The organism is Aquimonas sp. (assembly GCF_044377145.1).
Lineage (GTDB): Bacteria > Pseudomonadota > Gammaproteobacteria > Xanthomonadales > Xanthomonadaceae > Aquimonas.
This window is the reverse complement of sequence record NZ_JBILJQ010000022.1, coordinates 13,010-26,245: the sequence shown is the minus strand read 5'-3', so window position 1 is coordinate 26,245 and position 13,236 is coordinate 13,010. Positions and strand designations below refer to the sequence as shown.

Here is a 13,236-nt window from a genome sequence, read left to right as displayed (position 1 = left end):
CAGCGAGTCGAACGGCTGAAGAGCTTTGACCCTGGATCGCCATGGCGACAGTCCGGAAAGTCAGTGTGCGACCGCTCGGATCGAAATGTGAGCGGGCCGGCACTACAATGTCGGGCCAGACTGGAACGCGCATCGGCGCTTTGCAGTCAACGCCCCTTCCGGCTTGCAGAAGCCAAACTCCGAGGATTCGAACAATGACGATCAAGGTCGCGATCAATGGGTATGGCCGCATCGGCCGCAACATCCTGCGTGCGCTGTACGAAGCCAAGCGCAACCACGAGATCGCGATTGTCGCCATCAACGACCTCGGTGACGCTGAAACCAATGCCCACCTGACCCAGTACGACACCGCCCACGGCCGCTTCCCGGGCGAAGTCTCGGTGGACGGCGGCGACCTGATCGTCAACGGCGACCGCATCAAGGTGTTCGCCGAGCGCGATCCGGCCAAGCTGCCTTGGGGCGCGCACGGCGTCGACGTGGTGTTCGAGTGCACCGGCCTGTTCACCACCAAGGCCAAGGCCGCGGCGCATATCGCGGGCGGCGCCAAGAAGGTGATCATCTCCGCACCCGGCGGTAGCGATGTCGACGGCACCTTCGTGTTTGGCGTCAACCACGACCAGCTGAAGGCCGCGCACGAAGTCATCAGCAACGCCAGCTGCACCACCAACTGCCTGGCACCGCTGGCAAAGGTCCTGCACGACGCCATCGGCATCGAGCACGGCCTGATGACCACCATCCACGCCTACACCAATGACCAGGTGCTGACGGACGTGTACCACTCCGATCTGCGCCGCGCACGCTCGGCCACGATGAGCCAGATTCCGACCAAGACCGGCGCGGCGGCCGCTGTCGGCCTGGTGCTGCCCGAGTTGAACGGCAAGCTCGACGGCTTCGCGATGCGGGTGCCGACCATCAATGTGTCGGTGGTTGACCTGACCTTCGTCGCCAAGCGCGCGACCAGCAAGGACGAGATTGACGGGCTGGTCCGGGCTGCCGCCGAAGGCCCGCTGAAGGGCATCCTCGACATCAACACCAAGCCGCTGGTCAGCGTTGACTTCAACCATAACCCGCACAGCTCGGTCTACGACGCCACCCAGACCCGGGTCATGCAGGGCAATCTGGTCAAGGTACTGAGCTGGTACGACAACGAGTGGGGTTTCTCCAACCGCATGCTCGACATGGCCGTGGCCCTGGTCGCCGCGCGCTGAGGTTCACCGCCACGAGGAACCAGCGAGCGCCCACCCAGCGGTGGGCGTTCGCGTATCTGCAATGAAGAAGTTCCTGTTCACCGCCATTACCTTGCTGCTGTTGCTGGCGATCGGCATCGAGCCCCTGCTGCAGCAGTTCCGCTACGACATCGAGACCTATCGGCTGGAGGGCGACACGCGCGAAGCCGGGCGCACCAGCCGCGAAGTGCGCTGCTGGTTCAGCGACGGCTGGCTGGAGCGCAGCGACTGCGCCTGGCTGTATCCGAGCCTGCAGGGTGAGTCGCGCACCGCGCTGCCACTGGTGCTGCTGCGCGCTGGGCTGATCAAGCGCTCGCAGGCAGTGACGGTCTATCTCAGTGGTGGCCCCGGCAGCTCCAGTTATCTGTATCAGGAGGCTATGCCCTACTGGCGCGAGTGGATGCAGCGGCTCGATCTAGACCACGACCTAGTGCTGTACGACCAGCGCGGCACGGGCTATGCCGTGCCTCGCCTTGGCTGTGGGGCGGCCGATAGCGAATACCTGCATCAGTTGATCACCGGCGTCTCTGCGCAGGACAGCTGGGCTCGGCTGATGCCGCTGATGGAGGCCTGCGCGACTGAAGTCCCGGAGGCGGAACGTCGCCAAGGCCTGTACTCCACCCGCACGGCGGCGCAGGACCTGCGCGAACTGGTGCAGGCGCTGCACGAAGAGTTCGGCTACACGGAGGTGCGCCTGTACGGCGTCTCCTACGGCAGCCGTCTGGCCCAGGTCATGCTGTCCGAACCCTTGCCCGAAGTCTCACGAGTCGTTCTGGACGGGTTCTATCCAGCCGGCGTCGATTTGCAGTCGCGTTTCGCCGATGACTTCGTGCAGATTCTCGACGCCATGGAACGCGAATGTGCGCAGCGCAGTGGCTGTGCCCCGGCACCGTCCGGACTGCGCGGCTTGCTGGATGCGGCGATGCAGCGGCTCGACGACTCGATGCAGCGGGTTGTACTGGCCGAACCCTTGGAACTGCAGGGCTACCCTGAGGATGGCTCGCCGGTGCGCGAGCTACAGATTCGCGCCGAGACCGTGCTGAGCGTGATCGAAAGCGAGCTCACCGCAGGCAAGGGCTATGCAGAGCTGCACATGTTGCTGGAGCAGGCAGCCGACGGCCGCTTCGATGAGGTCTGGCCCAGCGTCTTGACCGATTGGCTGTGGCTGATGAATGACCCCGAGTTCAGCACGTTGGCGCAGGCGCTGATCGAGTGTCGTGACAATCCACCGGTTCGCCGCGAGCAGCAGGCTGAACTGCTGGCGCGACATCCGCAGTGGCGTGCTGCGCTGGAGCTGCCAGAGGTCGCCTACCAGTTCTGCGGCCGGCTCGGTGTGCGCGCGGAACCTCTCGCTGCAAGCGTGATCGAGCAGCCGGTGTTGCTGCTGGCGGCGGAGTTCGATCCCCGGACGCCGACCACGCCAGCGCTGCAAGCGGCGCAATCGTTTCCGCAGCTTTCGCGCCTAGTTCTGCCGCGCAGTGGCCACGGATTGACCGACCTGGATGACTGTGCGGCGCGACAGGTCGGGCTGTTTCTCAACTCAGGCCTGACACCACAGCCGCAGGCCTGTCACTGACTGCGGCGCCCCGAACAGCAGGGCGCCAGCGCACGTGCGGCTTCGCGGCTACGCTCAGGCTTCAATCGCCTCATTTGGATCGGGCGCGGCGCGCTTCAGCTGGGTCACGAAACGGGCGCGCAGCTGGCGCTTCTCATGCGGCATCAAATCGCGCTGCATGCGCTGCCGTCCGACCATCAACAGCTGGCGATCAAGCAGCGGCGGCACCGATTGCGCGCCGGTGCCCAGGCTGACCCGAGCATGGATCAGCTCGTCCGGCCCCAGCATCGTGATCAGGCTGTGTGCTGCTTCGTCCAGCAGCTGCTGGACCAGGGCGGCTGCGCCCGCATCCTCACCGTATTCGTCTTCATCGCCTTCGCCGGCGGAGCGGTCGTTGACGGTGGCGAAGCGGGTCAGCTCCTCCATGCCGATCAATCCGGTGGTATCGGCTTCCTGCTGCAGCATCGAGCTCTGGTTGCGCTCACCGTCGGGGTCGGCGATGCCGATCAGGTGCACGCGTACGCCGTACTGCTGCGCAAGTACCACACCGACGCGGATGTCCTCATCGCCGGTCAGCACCACCGCGTCGCTCATCGCGCGGTTCTGTGCAAGGTTGGCCATATCCATGATCAACAGCGAATCCACACCCTTCTGCTCGCCAGCCAAGCTGACCATGCCCAGGCGCAGCTTCACATTGGACTGGTAGGCCAGCTTGCGGTGCGCGCCGGTGGGCCCGGACGAAGTGCCGTCATACCAGTACACGCGCAGCAGCTCGCGCCGGGTCAGGGCTTCGGATTGCTTGATGATGTACTCAAGGAATTCCTCGTACGAAAGGGTGATCGCACTGCGCGACTGCTTGATGCCGGTCAACAGCTTGATCGCCGATGCGTACAGGTATCCGGCATCGATGAATACGGCGACTCGGTTCATGGAAACGTCCATAGGGTCTTGAGGGTTGGGGCGCGGTCAGCGCGGTTTGCCGGGCATCGGGAATGGCGTGATGACACGTTCGCCGGTGGTGGAGTCACGGATGCTGAGCTGGCCACGACGCTCGACTTCCTCAATGCGGATGATCGACTGCATCGGCAGATGCAAGATTCGTGTATCCGCGAACTCGGCCTTCAGGCGCTCTTCGGTGGGGTCGACGACCAGCGATTCAGCACTGTCGAAGACCAGATCCGCGACCTCGGTGAATCCCCACAGGCTGCTGCTTACCACGCGGCGTGCGTAGAGCTCGTAGATCTTGCCGCCGTTGTGGAAGGTGAGCTTGAAGAGCCGGTGGTTGGACATGGATGGATCAAGGCAGGACCAACCCCGGAGTATAGGCGGGGACGGTCGCCACGCCCAAACTTCTGTCCGTGCTTGTACCCAGTTCGACCGCTAGTGTGTCCGTTCGGGCATTCAGGAGCGTCGGAGTTTGCGTGCCACGCCGCGCCGCATCGACAGCGCCAGCAGCATGCCGAGGGCGAAGCCGGACAGATGCGCCCACCAGGCGACGGCGCCGAACGTCGGGCCGACGAATGCGAACATCAGCTGCAGCAGCGCCCACATGCCGATCAGTACTGATGCTGGCGTGCGCACGAATTCCAGGAACAGGCCCAGCGGCAGCACGATGGCGAGTTCGGCGCGCGGGAACAACACCAGGAACGCGCCGATCAGACCCGACACCGCGCCGCTGGAGCCGATGATCACGGCCGCGGTGCCATCCAGTGACCACGCGGCCATCAGGTTGGCGGTGGCGCCGCACAGAAAGAACAAGGCGAGGAAGCGGACCGGCCCGAGGCTGCGCTCAGCGGGCAGGCCGAAGATCAGCAGAAACAGCAGATTGCCGAGCAGATGCAGCCAGTTGGCGTGCAGAAACAAGGCGCTGACCAGACTGAAGGCGCGGCCGTCGAGCAGGGCGGTGGTAATCAGCGCGGGCGAAAACAGCGAGGCCGGCACCGTGCCCCAGCTCAGCAACATGCTGGCGCGTGTGCTGAGATCAAGCGTGGCCAGCCAGACGAAACCGCCCATGCTGAGGGCCACGATGACCGGCGTGACCCAGGGCAGCGGTGGCTTGCGGCGCGAAGGTACGTGGATAAAAACGTTCAAGTCGATACGCTCATGGCCGAACTAGCAGCAGGCGGCGTCGGTCGATCTCCAGCACGCTGCCGTCGCGACGGATCGCGGCCAGCCGCACGCCGTCGCTGACCGTGTCGCCTTCGCGCAAGCGCCGACCGTCGATGATGACCACGCGACCGGCGGGTTCCTCGGTGAACACGTGCATGCTGACCTTCAGTGGCGGCAGGCGACCGCGTGTTGCGGGGTCAAGGCTGGACACATGGGGCAGGCTTTCGGCGCTGGCTGCTGGCACCGGCTCGGTCGTTGCCTGTGGCGTGGCTGCGGTCGAGGCCGTCAGCGGTGACACGGCAGCGATGGATGCCGCCGGCGCCGCAGCAGGCGGGGTCACCGGCGGTGGCGGCAGTGCCGTCGCGACCTGCGCCCGCGATTCGCGTTCGATGCTGGCAAAGCCTGGATCGCGCGGCAGACGACTGGGCGGCACCTTAATCGGCGTAGCCGCAGGCACAGCGGCAGTCGCTGATGCCGTGCTGGCTGAGGACTGTTCGGGTGGGTTCGGGAGTACGGGCTCGGGCGTCGCGGCAGGTGCGTCTACCGCGATTGCGGCGGGCGAGGCCTCCTGCTTCAAGGCCTTGCGTTGGCCGAACCAGAACGCAGCGCCTGCCACGCCCAGCACCAGCAACAGCAGCGCCATCCAGCGCAGCGTGCTCGTGCCGCGCCGACGCCGCTGCAAGGGGCCTTGATCAAGCAGGCCCGGCACATGTCCCAGCCTGCGTTCGGCTTCGGATTTCTTCAGCGCTTCGAGGATCAGTGACATCCGGCGCCCCTAGCGCAGGCGCCGCAGGCGCGGGCCGCGGTCGATATGGCTGGTGGCGGCCAACAGCGTTTCCGGGCCGACGATGCCGTCCGGCACCAGCCCGTGCGCCGCCTGCAGGCGCCGCACCGCCTGCTCCAGCGCCGCATCGAAGCTTTGCGGCCCGGTGACCGCGGCAGTCAGATGCCCGGCTTCGACCAGACTCGCAGTCAGCCAGTCGACGGCAGCGCCATTGTCGCCGCGGCGCAGATTGCCGCTGATGAAGGCGGGGGCGCGCCACAGTGCGTGGAATTCCCCCAGCCACAGGCGCTCCAGGCGCTGCCGGCTGGTTTCAACGGTTTCGCCATCGATGGAAAGACGCACGCGACGCTCACCGGCGCCAAGCAGCACGGCCCAGGCCTCCTGGTTGCCCGATGACAGCCGCAGCAGGACCGGCCGACGCAATTTTTCGAGCTTGGTCAGGCTGCCGGCTGAGCGCAGGCAGAACACGCCCGGTGCCAACTGTGGCGGGCAGCGCTGCGCGGTGCGTACATCGGCCTCGCTGGACCGCAGTGTCCACAGCGCCAGCAGGCTGTTCCAGGCGGTGAACTGGGTGTTGCGGCTGCCTTCGATGAGCGAGCGGAGATCGTTTTCATCCAGCTGTGGGCGTGCGCCGGCAGCGCTGTTGCTCGTCTCTGAAGCTGACTCCTGCGCCATCTCGACCGGGGTTGCTTGAGCTTGCTCGTCGGCGCTGTGCGGCCGCATCAGCAACCAACCTGCCACTGCGACGACAGCGGCGACGCTACCCGCCAGCAGCCAAGGCCGGGCCCGCCGCGCTGGTGAGGCCATTGCCTCGCGCGCGGCGCGCTCGACTTCGCGCTCGCCGATCTGGGGCAGGTCGTTAACGTAGCCGGCGGTCAGGGCGCGGTCGGCGATCACATTGATGAGTCGCGGTACGCCGCCCGCATGCTGGTGGATGCGTTTGACCGCCAGCCGACTGAGCGGAAACCGCCGGCAGCCGGCGACCGCCAAGCGATGGCGAAGGTACTCTTCGGTTTCGTCCGGAGACAGCGGGGTCAGGTGGAAGCGTGCGGTAATGCGCTGGGTCAGCTGGCGCAGCTCTGGTCGCGACAGGGTCTCGCGCAGCTCCGGCTGGCCCAGCAGGATGATCTGCAGCAGCTTCTGGGTGGCGGTTTCCAGATTGGTCAGCAGCCGAACCTGTTCCAGCGCTTCGAACGACAGGCTTTGCGCCTCGTCGATGATCAGCACCGCGCGCAGGCCGTCGCCGTAGGCCTTCAGCAGGAACGCGTTGAGGCGATCAACCAGGCCTTTGAGGCTGCCGCGCACCGCCTCGATATCGATCTTCAGCTCTTCGCAGATCGTCTCGACCAGCTCGACCGGCGACAGCCGCGGGTTCAGCACCAGAGCGACGCGGGTGTCCTCGGGCATCTGCTCCAGCAGCAGGCGGCACAGCGTGGTCTTGCCGGTGCCGACCTCGCCGGTCAGCTGGACGAAGCCCCCGCTGCCGCCCTGGCCGATCCCATACAGCAGATGTGCCAAGGCGTCGCGATGGCGTTCCGACAGGAACACGAAGCGCGGGTCCGGCGTGATCGAGAACGGCGGCTCGGTGAGGCCGTAGAACTGCAGATACATTCAGGCGGCCAAGAGAAGGGATTCAGACGGCGGCACTGTAGGCCGGAGCGTTCGCAGGTTTTGTTATGAAGGGGTTAAAGCGCCAGCCGCGGCTGCTGCGGCTCGATGCTGTGGCGGCCCTCCATGATCGCCTTGAATTCCGGCCGCGACACCGAAACGTAGCGCTCGTTGCCGCCGATCTCGACCTGAGGGCCTTCGGTCATAGCCCGCCCATTGGCGTCGACCCGTACCACCATGGTCGCCTTTTTGCCGCTGTGGCAGATGGTCTTGATCTCGGTGATCGAGTCCGCCCAGGCCAGCAAATACTGGCTGCCCTCGAACAGCTCGCCGCGGAAATCGGTGCGCAGGCCGTAGGCCAGCACCGGAATCTTCAGGGTGTCGACGATCTCGGTCAGCTGCCAGACCTGCGCCTTGCTGAGGAACTGCGCCTCATCCACCAGCACACAATGCAGCGGACCATGGGCCTGGATGTCGCGGCGGGTCATCTCCAGCAGCTCGTCCTGGCGCTCGAAAATCACCCCGGTAGCCTGCAGCCCGATCCTTGAGGCAACGATTCCTGCACCGTAACGATCATCCAGACGCGGGGTGAAAATGCGCGTGCGCATGCCGCGCTCGGTGTAGTTGTGCGCGCTCTGAAGAAGGGTGGTGGTCTTACCGGCATTCATCGCCGAGTAGTAGAAATAGAGCTTTGCCAAGTGGCGCCTCGGGGCCTTGAATCGCGCCCGAAGTATGCCCGAGCACTGCCGTTCGGGCACAGGCTTGACACCCTTGATCGGTCGCCACAGCGCTGCAGCGTGCCTGCAGGCAGAATGCCCGACTTCAAGCCCCGCTGAGATTCTCGCCATGTCGACACCGGCCGCGCGCCTGCGCCTGATGCCTTCAACCTCCGCCGTTCTGCATGCTGTGCTGTTGCTTGCGCCGCTGCAGGCGACGGCATCGTGTGCAATGGAGGATCCGCCCCTGCTCAGCCTGCGAGTCGTCAATGACCACGTCCGCAGCGAGGACCGCAGCCTGCATATCCGGCTGCACGAAAGTGGCTGCGTGACGATCCGCCGGCCCGGGTTTCATCGCGCGCCGGGGCAGTTCAGCGGCGTGGTGAAGGGCGAACAGATGGCCATGCTGATGCAAGTGACCGGCTCGGAATCGCTGCGTACGATGCGGGCCGACGCAGTGCTGGCAGCAGCCGAGGCCGAGGCGACGGCGAGTCGCGCCGCCGGCACCGCGCCACTCAAGCACTACATTTCCCATCCGACCGTCTATGTCCTGGATTTCCACGGCCGCAAGCCGGACCAGCTGCGCTTCGATTCGGTGTTCCAGTACGAGGTGTTCTATCCGGATGCGCCGGCCGTGGCCGAAGCTGCGCAGGCGGTGCGCGCGATGCTGGCGCTGGATGATCTCGACGGCCTACAGGCCGTGGCGGTGCAGCCATGAGCGCATCAAGGATGCGGCTGCCGCTGCTGGGGGCGATCTGCCTGCTGTCGCCGCAGGCCTGGGGTGGTGCTTTCATCTTCGCGGAAGACTTCCCGGATGCAGTCGCGCACCCGCAGGTCTACAGCGGCATCGGCGGCAGCCTGGCCGACCTCACCGTGTGTCTGGACACCAGCGTCAACAGCAGTCTGACCGTGCAGGCCGAGCCGGCGGTGATCAAGGCGATCGCCACCTTCAACCGCGGACGTTCGCTGGCCGCCAACAATTTCGGCCTCAACAACGCCAGCGATATACCCAGTGGGCGCTACGATTTCGAATCGGTGCTGCTGCATGAGATCGGCCACTGCCAGGGCCTGAACCATGTCAACCATGCCAGCGAGTCCGGGCTGTCGGATCCGCAGGCGAACGGCACCAAGAGTGGGCCCGGCGGCAATGGCGTGCTGAATCAAGGCGCAGGCAGCGACGGTATCCACGGCTCGCGCGACGATGTGCGCGGCGATGATGTCAACCTGCACTGGTATATCCGCGGGCAGAACAATCCCGGCGTGTTTCTGGCCACCGCCGACAGCAGCACCATGGCGCGCGCGCTGAACTTTCTGCCGGCCGGCCACAACTTCGCCGCCAACGGCGACCGCGACGTGATGAATGCCCTGGGCTTCGCCGATGCCGAGGCGGTTATGCAGCAGGGCACACCACCACGCGAAGCCAAGCGCAATCTGCTGCACGACGACCTGATGACGCTGCGGCTCGCCCGTGCCGGCTTGAACCGCAGCCAGGGCAATGGCGATGACTACAGCTATCAGCTGCGCTATGTCGGTCGTCTCAACAACCCGGGCAATGTGGCCTGCAATGTGCGGATCCGGATCGACAGCAGCACCGGCTTTGCCGTCTGCGGTGTCAGTGCCAGCAGCCTGGGCAGCAATGACAACTGGCGCATCGTGCAGGCCCAGGTGGCGATGAACAACAGCATCAACTGGTACTACTCACCCGGGCCGAATACCACCACCGCAATCACTTCCAGCGCGCCGAACCCCAGCCCGGTCGGCCAGAACTACAGCGTCAACGTGCGCGTGCAGGAGGGCTCCGGGATCAATATCGACGGCAATCCCTTCGGCACGGTGGAAGTGAGCGACGGCGTCGGTGCCAGCTGCAGCTTCGAGCTCAGCTCGGCGATGAACGGGCAGGGCAGTTGCCAGCTCAGCGGCAGCAGCGGCGGCAATCGAACCTTGAGCGCGCGCTTTTTCGGTCGCGGCGGGTTCGACTACAGCGAGGGTACGGCTGCCCACACCGTGAGCAACACCACGCCGACCATCACAACGATCACCGCGCGCGATCCCAGCGCCACCGTGGTGGGTCAGCCCTATACCGTCAGCGTGCAGGTCGGCGCATCTGCAGGCACACCGACGGGTTCGGTCAGCGTCAGCGACGGCAGCGTCAGCTGCTCCGCCGCACTGGCGAGCGGCAGCATGAGCTGCGCGCTGAACTCGACCAGCGCCGGCACCAAGACGCTGACCGCGAGCTTCAGCCCCAGCGGCAACTTTGGCGCCAGCAGTGGCACCGCCAGCCACCTGGTCAGCCGCGCAAGCACCAGTTCGGTGATCGTCTCGGCTCTGCCGAGTCCATCGGGTTTCGCCCAACCGGTGACAGTGAACTTCGCAGTGACCGCGCTTGCACCCAGCACCGCCCAGCCCAGCGGTAGCGCGACGGTCAGCGCCAGCGGCGGGCCGGAAACCTGCACCGCCACGGTTGCCGCGGGCGGCTGCTCGCTCACGCTGTCGCAACAGGGCGAGCGCGTACTCACCGTCACTTACGCCGAGAATGCGAACTTCAGCGGCTCAACCGGCAACCTGCCGCATCAGGTCAATCCTGCGATCACCGTAACCTCGATCACGGGCGACAGTCCGGACCCCTCGCTGGTGGGCCAGAACTACACCGTGTTCTTCAATGTCAGCAGTCCGAACGCCATTCCCAACGGCAGCATCAGCGTGTCGGACGGCAGCCAGAGCTGCAGCAGTCAGCTGTCGGCAGGCTTTGGTGCCTGTCAGCTCAGCTCGCTGCAGGCCGGTCTGCGCACCTTGACGGCCACTTTTTCGGGCTCGGCCAACTTCGCCCCCAGCACGAGCACGACCGCGCATCAGGTGAATCCGGCGAACACGCAAATCCGGATCCTGCGCAGTTTTCCGAATCCTTCGGCGGTTGGCAGCAACTCTCGGATCGATTTCGAGGTGCTTTCGCTGGCGCCCGGCGCCGGCCAGCCAAGCGGCACGGTGACGGTCACGGCGGCGGCCGGCGAAACCTGCAGCGGCAGCGTCGCCGCCGGCTTCTGCGTGCTCAACCTGGGCGACGCAGGCCCGCGCAGCCTGCAGGCGCAGTACGCGGGTAGCGCCGAGTATCTGCCCTCAAACACCAGCGCGGCGCACAGCGTGAGTGCCGACATCGTTTTCAGCAGCGGCTTCGAGGCCTACGAGGAATGAGCGCGATAGCACCGTAGAATCCGCAGCCTTCGCTTCTGCTTTCGAGCACTGATGTCCGGACTCAATCCCCAACAGGCCGCTGCGGTGGCATACCGCACCGGCCCGCTGCTGGTACTGGCGGGCGCCGGCTCCGGCAAGACCAAGGTCATCACCGAGAAAATCGTCCGTCTGGTGCGCGAGGACGGGCTTGGGCCAAACAAAATCGCGGCGATTACCTTCACCAATAAGGCCGCGCGCGAGATGCGCGAGCGGGTCGGCAAGCTGATGAAGTCGGAGCAGGCGCAGGAGCTGACCGTCTGCACCTTCCATGCGATGGGCTTGAAGTTTCTGCAGATCGAACACGAGGCCGCCGGCCTGCGCCGCGGGTTCTCGATCTTCGATTCCGACGACAGCTCGGCGCTGATCAAGGAGCTGCTGCCTAAGGGCGCCAAGCCCGATGTGATCGACGGCGTGCGCGGCCTGATCAGCCGCGCCAAGAACGATGTGCTGAACCCCGAACAGGCGATGGCCGCCGCGCACAGCCCGCGCGAACGCGAGGCGGCGGAGATCTACGCCGAGTATCAGCGTCGGTTGGGCGCTTTCAATGCGCTCGATTTCGACGACCTGATCCGCTTGCCGGTTGCGCTGTTGAGTGCGAACGAGACGCTGGCGATGGCCTGGCGCGAGCGCTTGCGCTACCTGCTGGTCGACGAGTACCAGGACAGCAACCCGGCCCAGTACGCGATGGTCAAGCTCCTGGCCGGGCCGCGCGGACGTTTCACCTGCGTCGGCGACGACGACCAGTCAATCTATGCCTGGCGCGGCGCCAACCCGGAGAACCTGAACCAGCTCAGCGTCGACTACCCGAACCTGCGCCTGATAAAGCTTGAGCAGAACTATCGCTGCGCCAAGCGCATCCTGCGTGCGGCCAATGCCCTGATCGCCAACAACCCTCACGAGCATCTGAAGGCGCTGTGGAGCGAGCACCGCGAGGGCGAGCCCATCCGCGTGTTCGAATGCCGCGATGACGAGCACGAGTCCGAACGCGTCGCCGCCGAGATCGCGCATCTCGCCGAGAAACACCGCGCGCCCTGGACGGACTTCGCCGTGCTGTTCCGCGGCAACTACCAGTCGCGGCCGCTTGAGAAAGCGATGCAGCTGCTGCGGATTCCCTATCACCTGGCGGGTGGCACGGCCTTTCTGGATCGCGGCGAGGTCAAGGACACCCTGGCCTGGCTGCGCCTGGTCGCGAACCCGGATGACGATGCGGCCTTCCTGCGCGCGGTCACCTCGCCCAAGCGTGAGATTGGCAGCACCACCCTGGCCAAGCTCGGCGAACTGGCCGGCGCACGTCACGAGAGCCTGTTGAAAGCCGCCGAACGGATCGAGGTGCTGAAGGCGCTGCCAGCGCGGCCCTCGGCGGCATTGGATGGCTTCGCGCAGTTGATCCGGCGCTTCCGCCAGCTTTCGAACGCGCTGCCGGCCGGCGAGTTGTGTCGCAAGCTGATCGAGGATTCCGGGCTGCTGGCCGAGGTGCGCGCGACCTCGCGCGACGACAGCCTGTTCCAGCGCCGGCGCGGCAATCTGGAGGAGCTGGCCGGCTGGCTGGAGGCCGCGCGTGGCGGAGGTGGCCCCGGTGAACTGGCGGCTCAGCTGGCTTTGCTCAGTCACTCTGATCGCGATGATCCCGGCCCCAGCGTGCGGCTGATGAGCCTGCACGGCAGCAAGGGTCTGGAGTTCCGCTATGTGTTCATCATCGGCGTGCACGAGGGCTCGCTGCCGCACGAGGCCAGCCTCGACGAGGGACGGCTGGAGGAGGAGCGCCGGCTGATGTACGTCGGCATCACCCGCGCCAAGGAGCTGCTGCACCTGTCCTATCCCAAGCGCGCCAAGCGCTTCGGCGAGGTCGTGCGCAACGAGCCCAGCCGCTTTCTGACAGAACTCCCGGCCGCCGAGCTGCACTGGATCGGCCGCGATGCCGAGAAGGACGCCGAGCGCAAGGAGGATGTGGCGGCCTCGCACATGGCGCGACTGGCGGCCTTGCTGGGCGATTGAGTGGCGCCTGCCTTG

At 65.8% G+C, this 13,236-nt stretch carries 11 protein-coding genes; 5 read left to right on the top strand and 6 right to left on the bottom strand.

Annotated features, from left to right (window positions below; translation table 11 throughout):
* Positions 1-194 precede the first annotated feature (194 nt).
* Complete coding sequence (gap, locus tag ACIQ7H_RS08930) at positions 195-1,208, top strand: type I glyceraldehyde-3-phosphate dehydrogenase (protein WP_395790533.1); 1,014 nt, start codon at positions 195-197, stop codon at positions 1,206-1,208.
* A 61-nt stretch (positions 1,209-1,269) separates the two neighbouring features.
* On the top strand, positions 1,270-2,802 hold the full coding sequence (locus ACIQ7H_RS08925) for an alpha/beta hydrolase (RefSeq protein ID WP_395790531.1): 1,533 nt from the start codon (positions 1,270-1,272) through the stop codon (positions 2,800-2,802).
* Positions 2,803-2,856: 54 nt separating this feature from the next.
* On the opposite strand, the gene ACIQ7H_RS08920 is transcribed toward ACIQ7H_RS08925, so the two are convergent.
* From ACIQ7H_RS08920 to ACIQ7H_RS08895, 6 genes are all read right to left on the bottom strand, one after another.
* Positions 2,857-3,711 carry an NYN domain-containing protein gene (locus tag ACIQ7H_RS08920; protein WP_395790529.1) on the bottom strand — a complete coding sequence of 285 codons (855 nt, stop codon included), beginning with the start codon at positions 3,709-3,711 and terminating at the stop codon, positions 2,857-2,859.
* Between the two features lie 36 nt (positions 3,712-3,747).
* The gene (locus ACIQ7H_RS08915) at positions 3,748-4,071 is read right to left on the bottom strand and encodes a DUF1820 family protein (protein WP_395790527.1); all 324 of its coding nucleotides are present in this window, start codon (positions 4,069-4,071) and stop codon (positions 3,748-3,750) included.
* A 111-nt stretch (positions 4,072-4,182) separates the two neighbouring features.
* Positions 4,183-4,872, bottom strand: a complete 690-nt coding sequence (locus ACIQ7H_RS08910; protein ID WP_395790525.1) for a rhomboid family intramembrane serine protease — start codon at positions 4,870-4,872, stop codon at positions 4,183-4,185.
* Positions 4,873-4,882: 10 nt separating this feature from the next.
* Positions 4,883-5,656, bottom strand: a complete 774-nt coding sequence (locus ACIQ7H_RS08905; RefSeq protein WP_395790523.1) for a general secretion pathway protein GspB — start codon at positions 5,654-5,656, stop codon at positions 4,883-4,885.
* A 9-nt stretch (positions 5,657-5,665) separates the two neighbouring features.
* Positions 5,666-7,285 carry an AAA family ATPase gene (locus tag ACIQ7H_RS08900; RefSeq protein WP_395790521.1) on the bottom strand — a complete coding sequence of 540 codons (1,620 nt, stop codon included), beginning with the start codon at positions 7,283-7,285 and terminating at the stop codon, positions 5,666-5,668.
* 74 nt (positions 7,286-7,359) lie between these two features.
* Entirely contained in the window at positions 7,360-7,980 is a 621-nt protein-coding gene (locus tag ACIQ7H_RS08895) for a thymidine kinase (protein WP_395790519.1), read from the bottom strand.
* 148 nt (positions 7,981-8,128) lie between these two features.
* Here ACIQ7H_RS08895 and ACIQ7H_RS08890 point away from each other — a divergent pair, with 148 nt between their 5' ends.
* From ACIQ7H_RS08890 to ACIQ7H_RS08880, 3 genes are read left to right on the top strand one after another with little or no spacing between them, the layout of a single operon-like run.
* Positions 8,129-8,716, top strand: a complete 588-nt coding sequence (locus tag ACIQ7H_RS08890) for a hypothetical protein (protein ID WP_395790517.1) — start codon at positions 8,129-8,131, stop codon at positions 8,714-8,716.
* The gene (locus tag ACIQ7H_RS08885; RefSeq protein ID WP_395790515.1) at positions 8,713-11,187 is read left to right on the top strand and encodes an Ig-like domain repeat protein; all 2,475 of its coding nucleotides are present in this window, start codon (positions 8,713-8,715) and stop codon (positions 11,185-11,187) included. The genes ACIQ7H_RS08890 and ACIQ7H_RS08885 overlap by 4 nt, the downstream gene beginning before the upstream one ends.
* 51 nt (positions 11,188-11,238) lie before the next feature.
* Complete coding sequence (locus tag ACIQ7H_RS08880; RefSeq protein ID WP_395790512.1) at positions 11,239-13,221, top strand: UvrD-helicase domain-containing protein; 1,983 nt, start codon at positions 11,239-11,241, stop codon at positions 13,219-13,221.
* The last annotated feature ends 15 nt before the right edge of the window (positions 13,222-13,236 follow it).

Coding starts and splice junctions, on each gene's coding strand:
- gap (WP_395790533.1), top strand. CDS start 195: ATGACGATCAAGGTCGCGATCAATGGGTATGGCCGCATCGGCCGCAAC.
- ACIQ7H_RS08925 (WP_395790531.1), top strand. CDS start 1,270: ATGAAGAAGTTCCTGTTCACCGCCATTACCTTGCTGCTGTTGCTGGCG.
- ACIQ7H_RS08920 (WP_395790529.1), bottom strand. CDS start 3,711: ATGAACCGAGTCGCCGTATTCATCGATGCCGGATACCTGTACGCATCG.
- ACIQ7H_RS08915 (WP_395790527.1), bottom strand. CDS start 4,071: ATGTCCAACCACCGGCTCTTCAAGCTCACCTTCCACAACGGCGGCAAG.
- ACIQ7H_RS08905 (WP_395790523.1), bottom strand. CDS start 5,656: ATGTCACTGATCCTCGAAGCGCTGAAGAAATCCGAAGCCGAACGCAGG.
- ACIQ7H_RS08900 (WP_395790521.1), bottom strand. CDS start 7,285: ATGTATCTGCAGTTCTACGGCCTCACCGAGCCGCCGTTCTCGATCACG.
- ACIQ7H_RS08890 (WP_395790517.1), top strand. CDS start 8,129: ATGTCGACACCGGCCGCGCGCCTGCGCCTGATGCCTTCAACCTCCGCC.
- ACIQ7H_RS08885 (WP_395790515.1), top strand. CDS start 8,713: ATGAGCGCATCAAGGATGCGGCTGCCGCTGCTGGGGGCGATCTGCCTG.
- ACIQ7H_RS08880 (WP_395790512.1), top strand. CDS start 11,239: ATGTCCGGACTCAATCCCCAACAGGCCGCTGCGGTGGCATACCGCACC.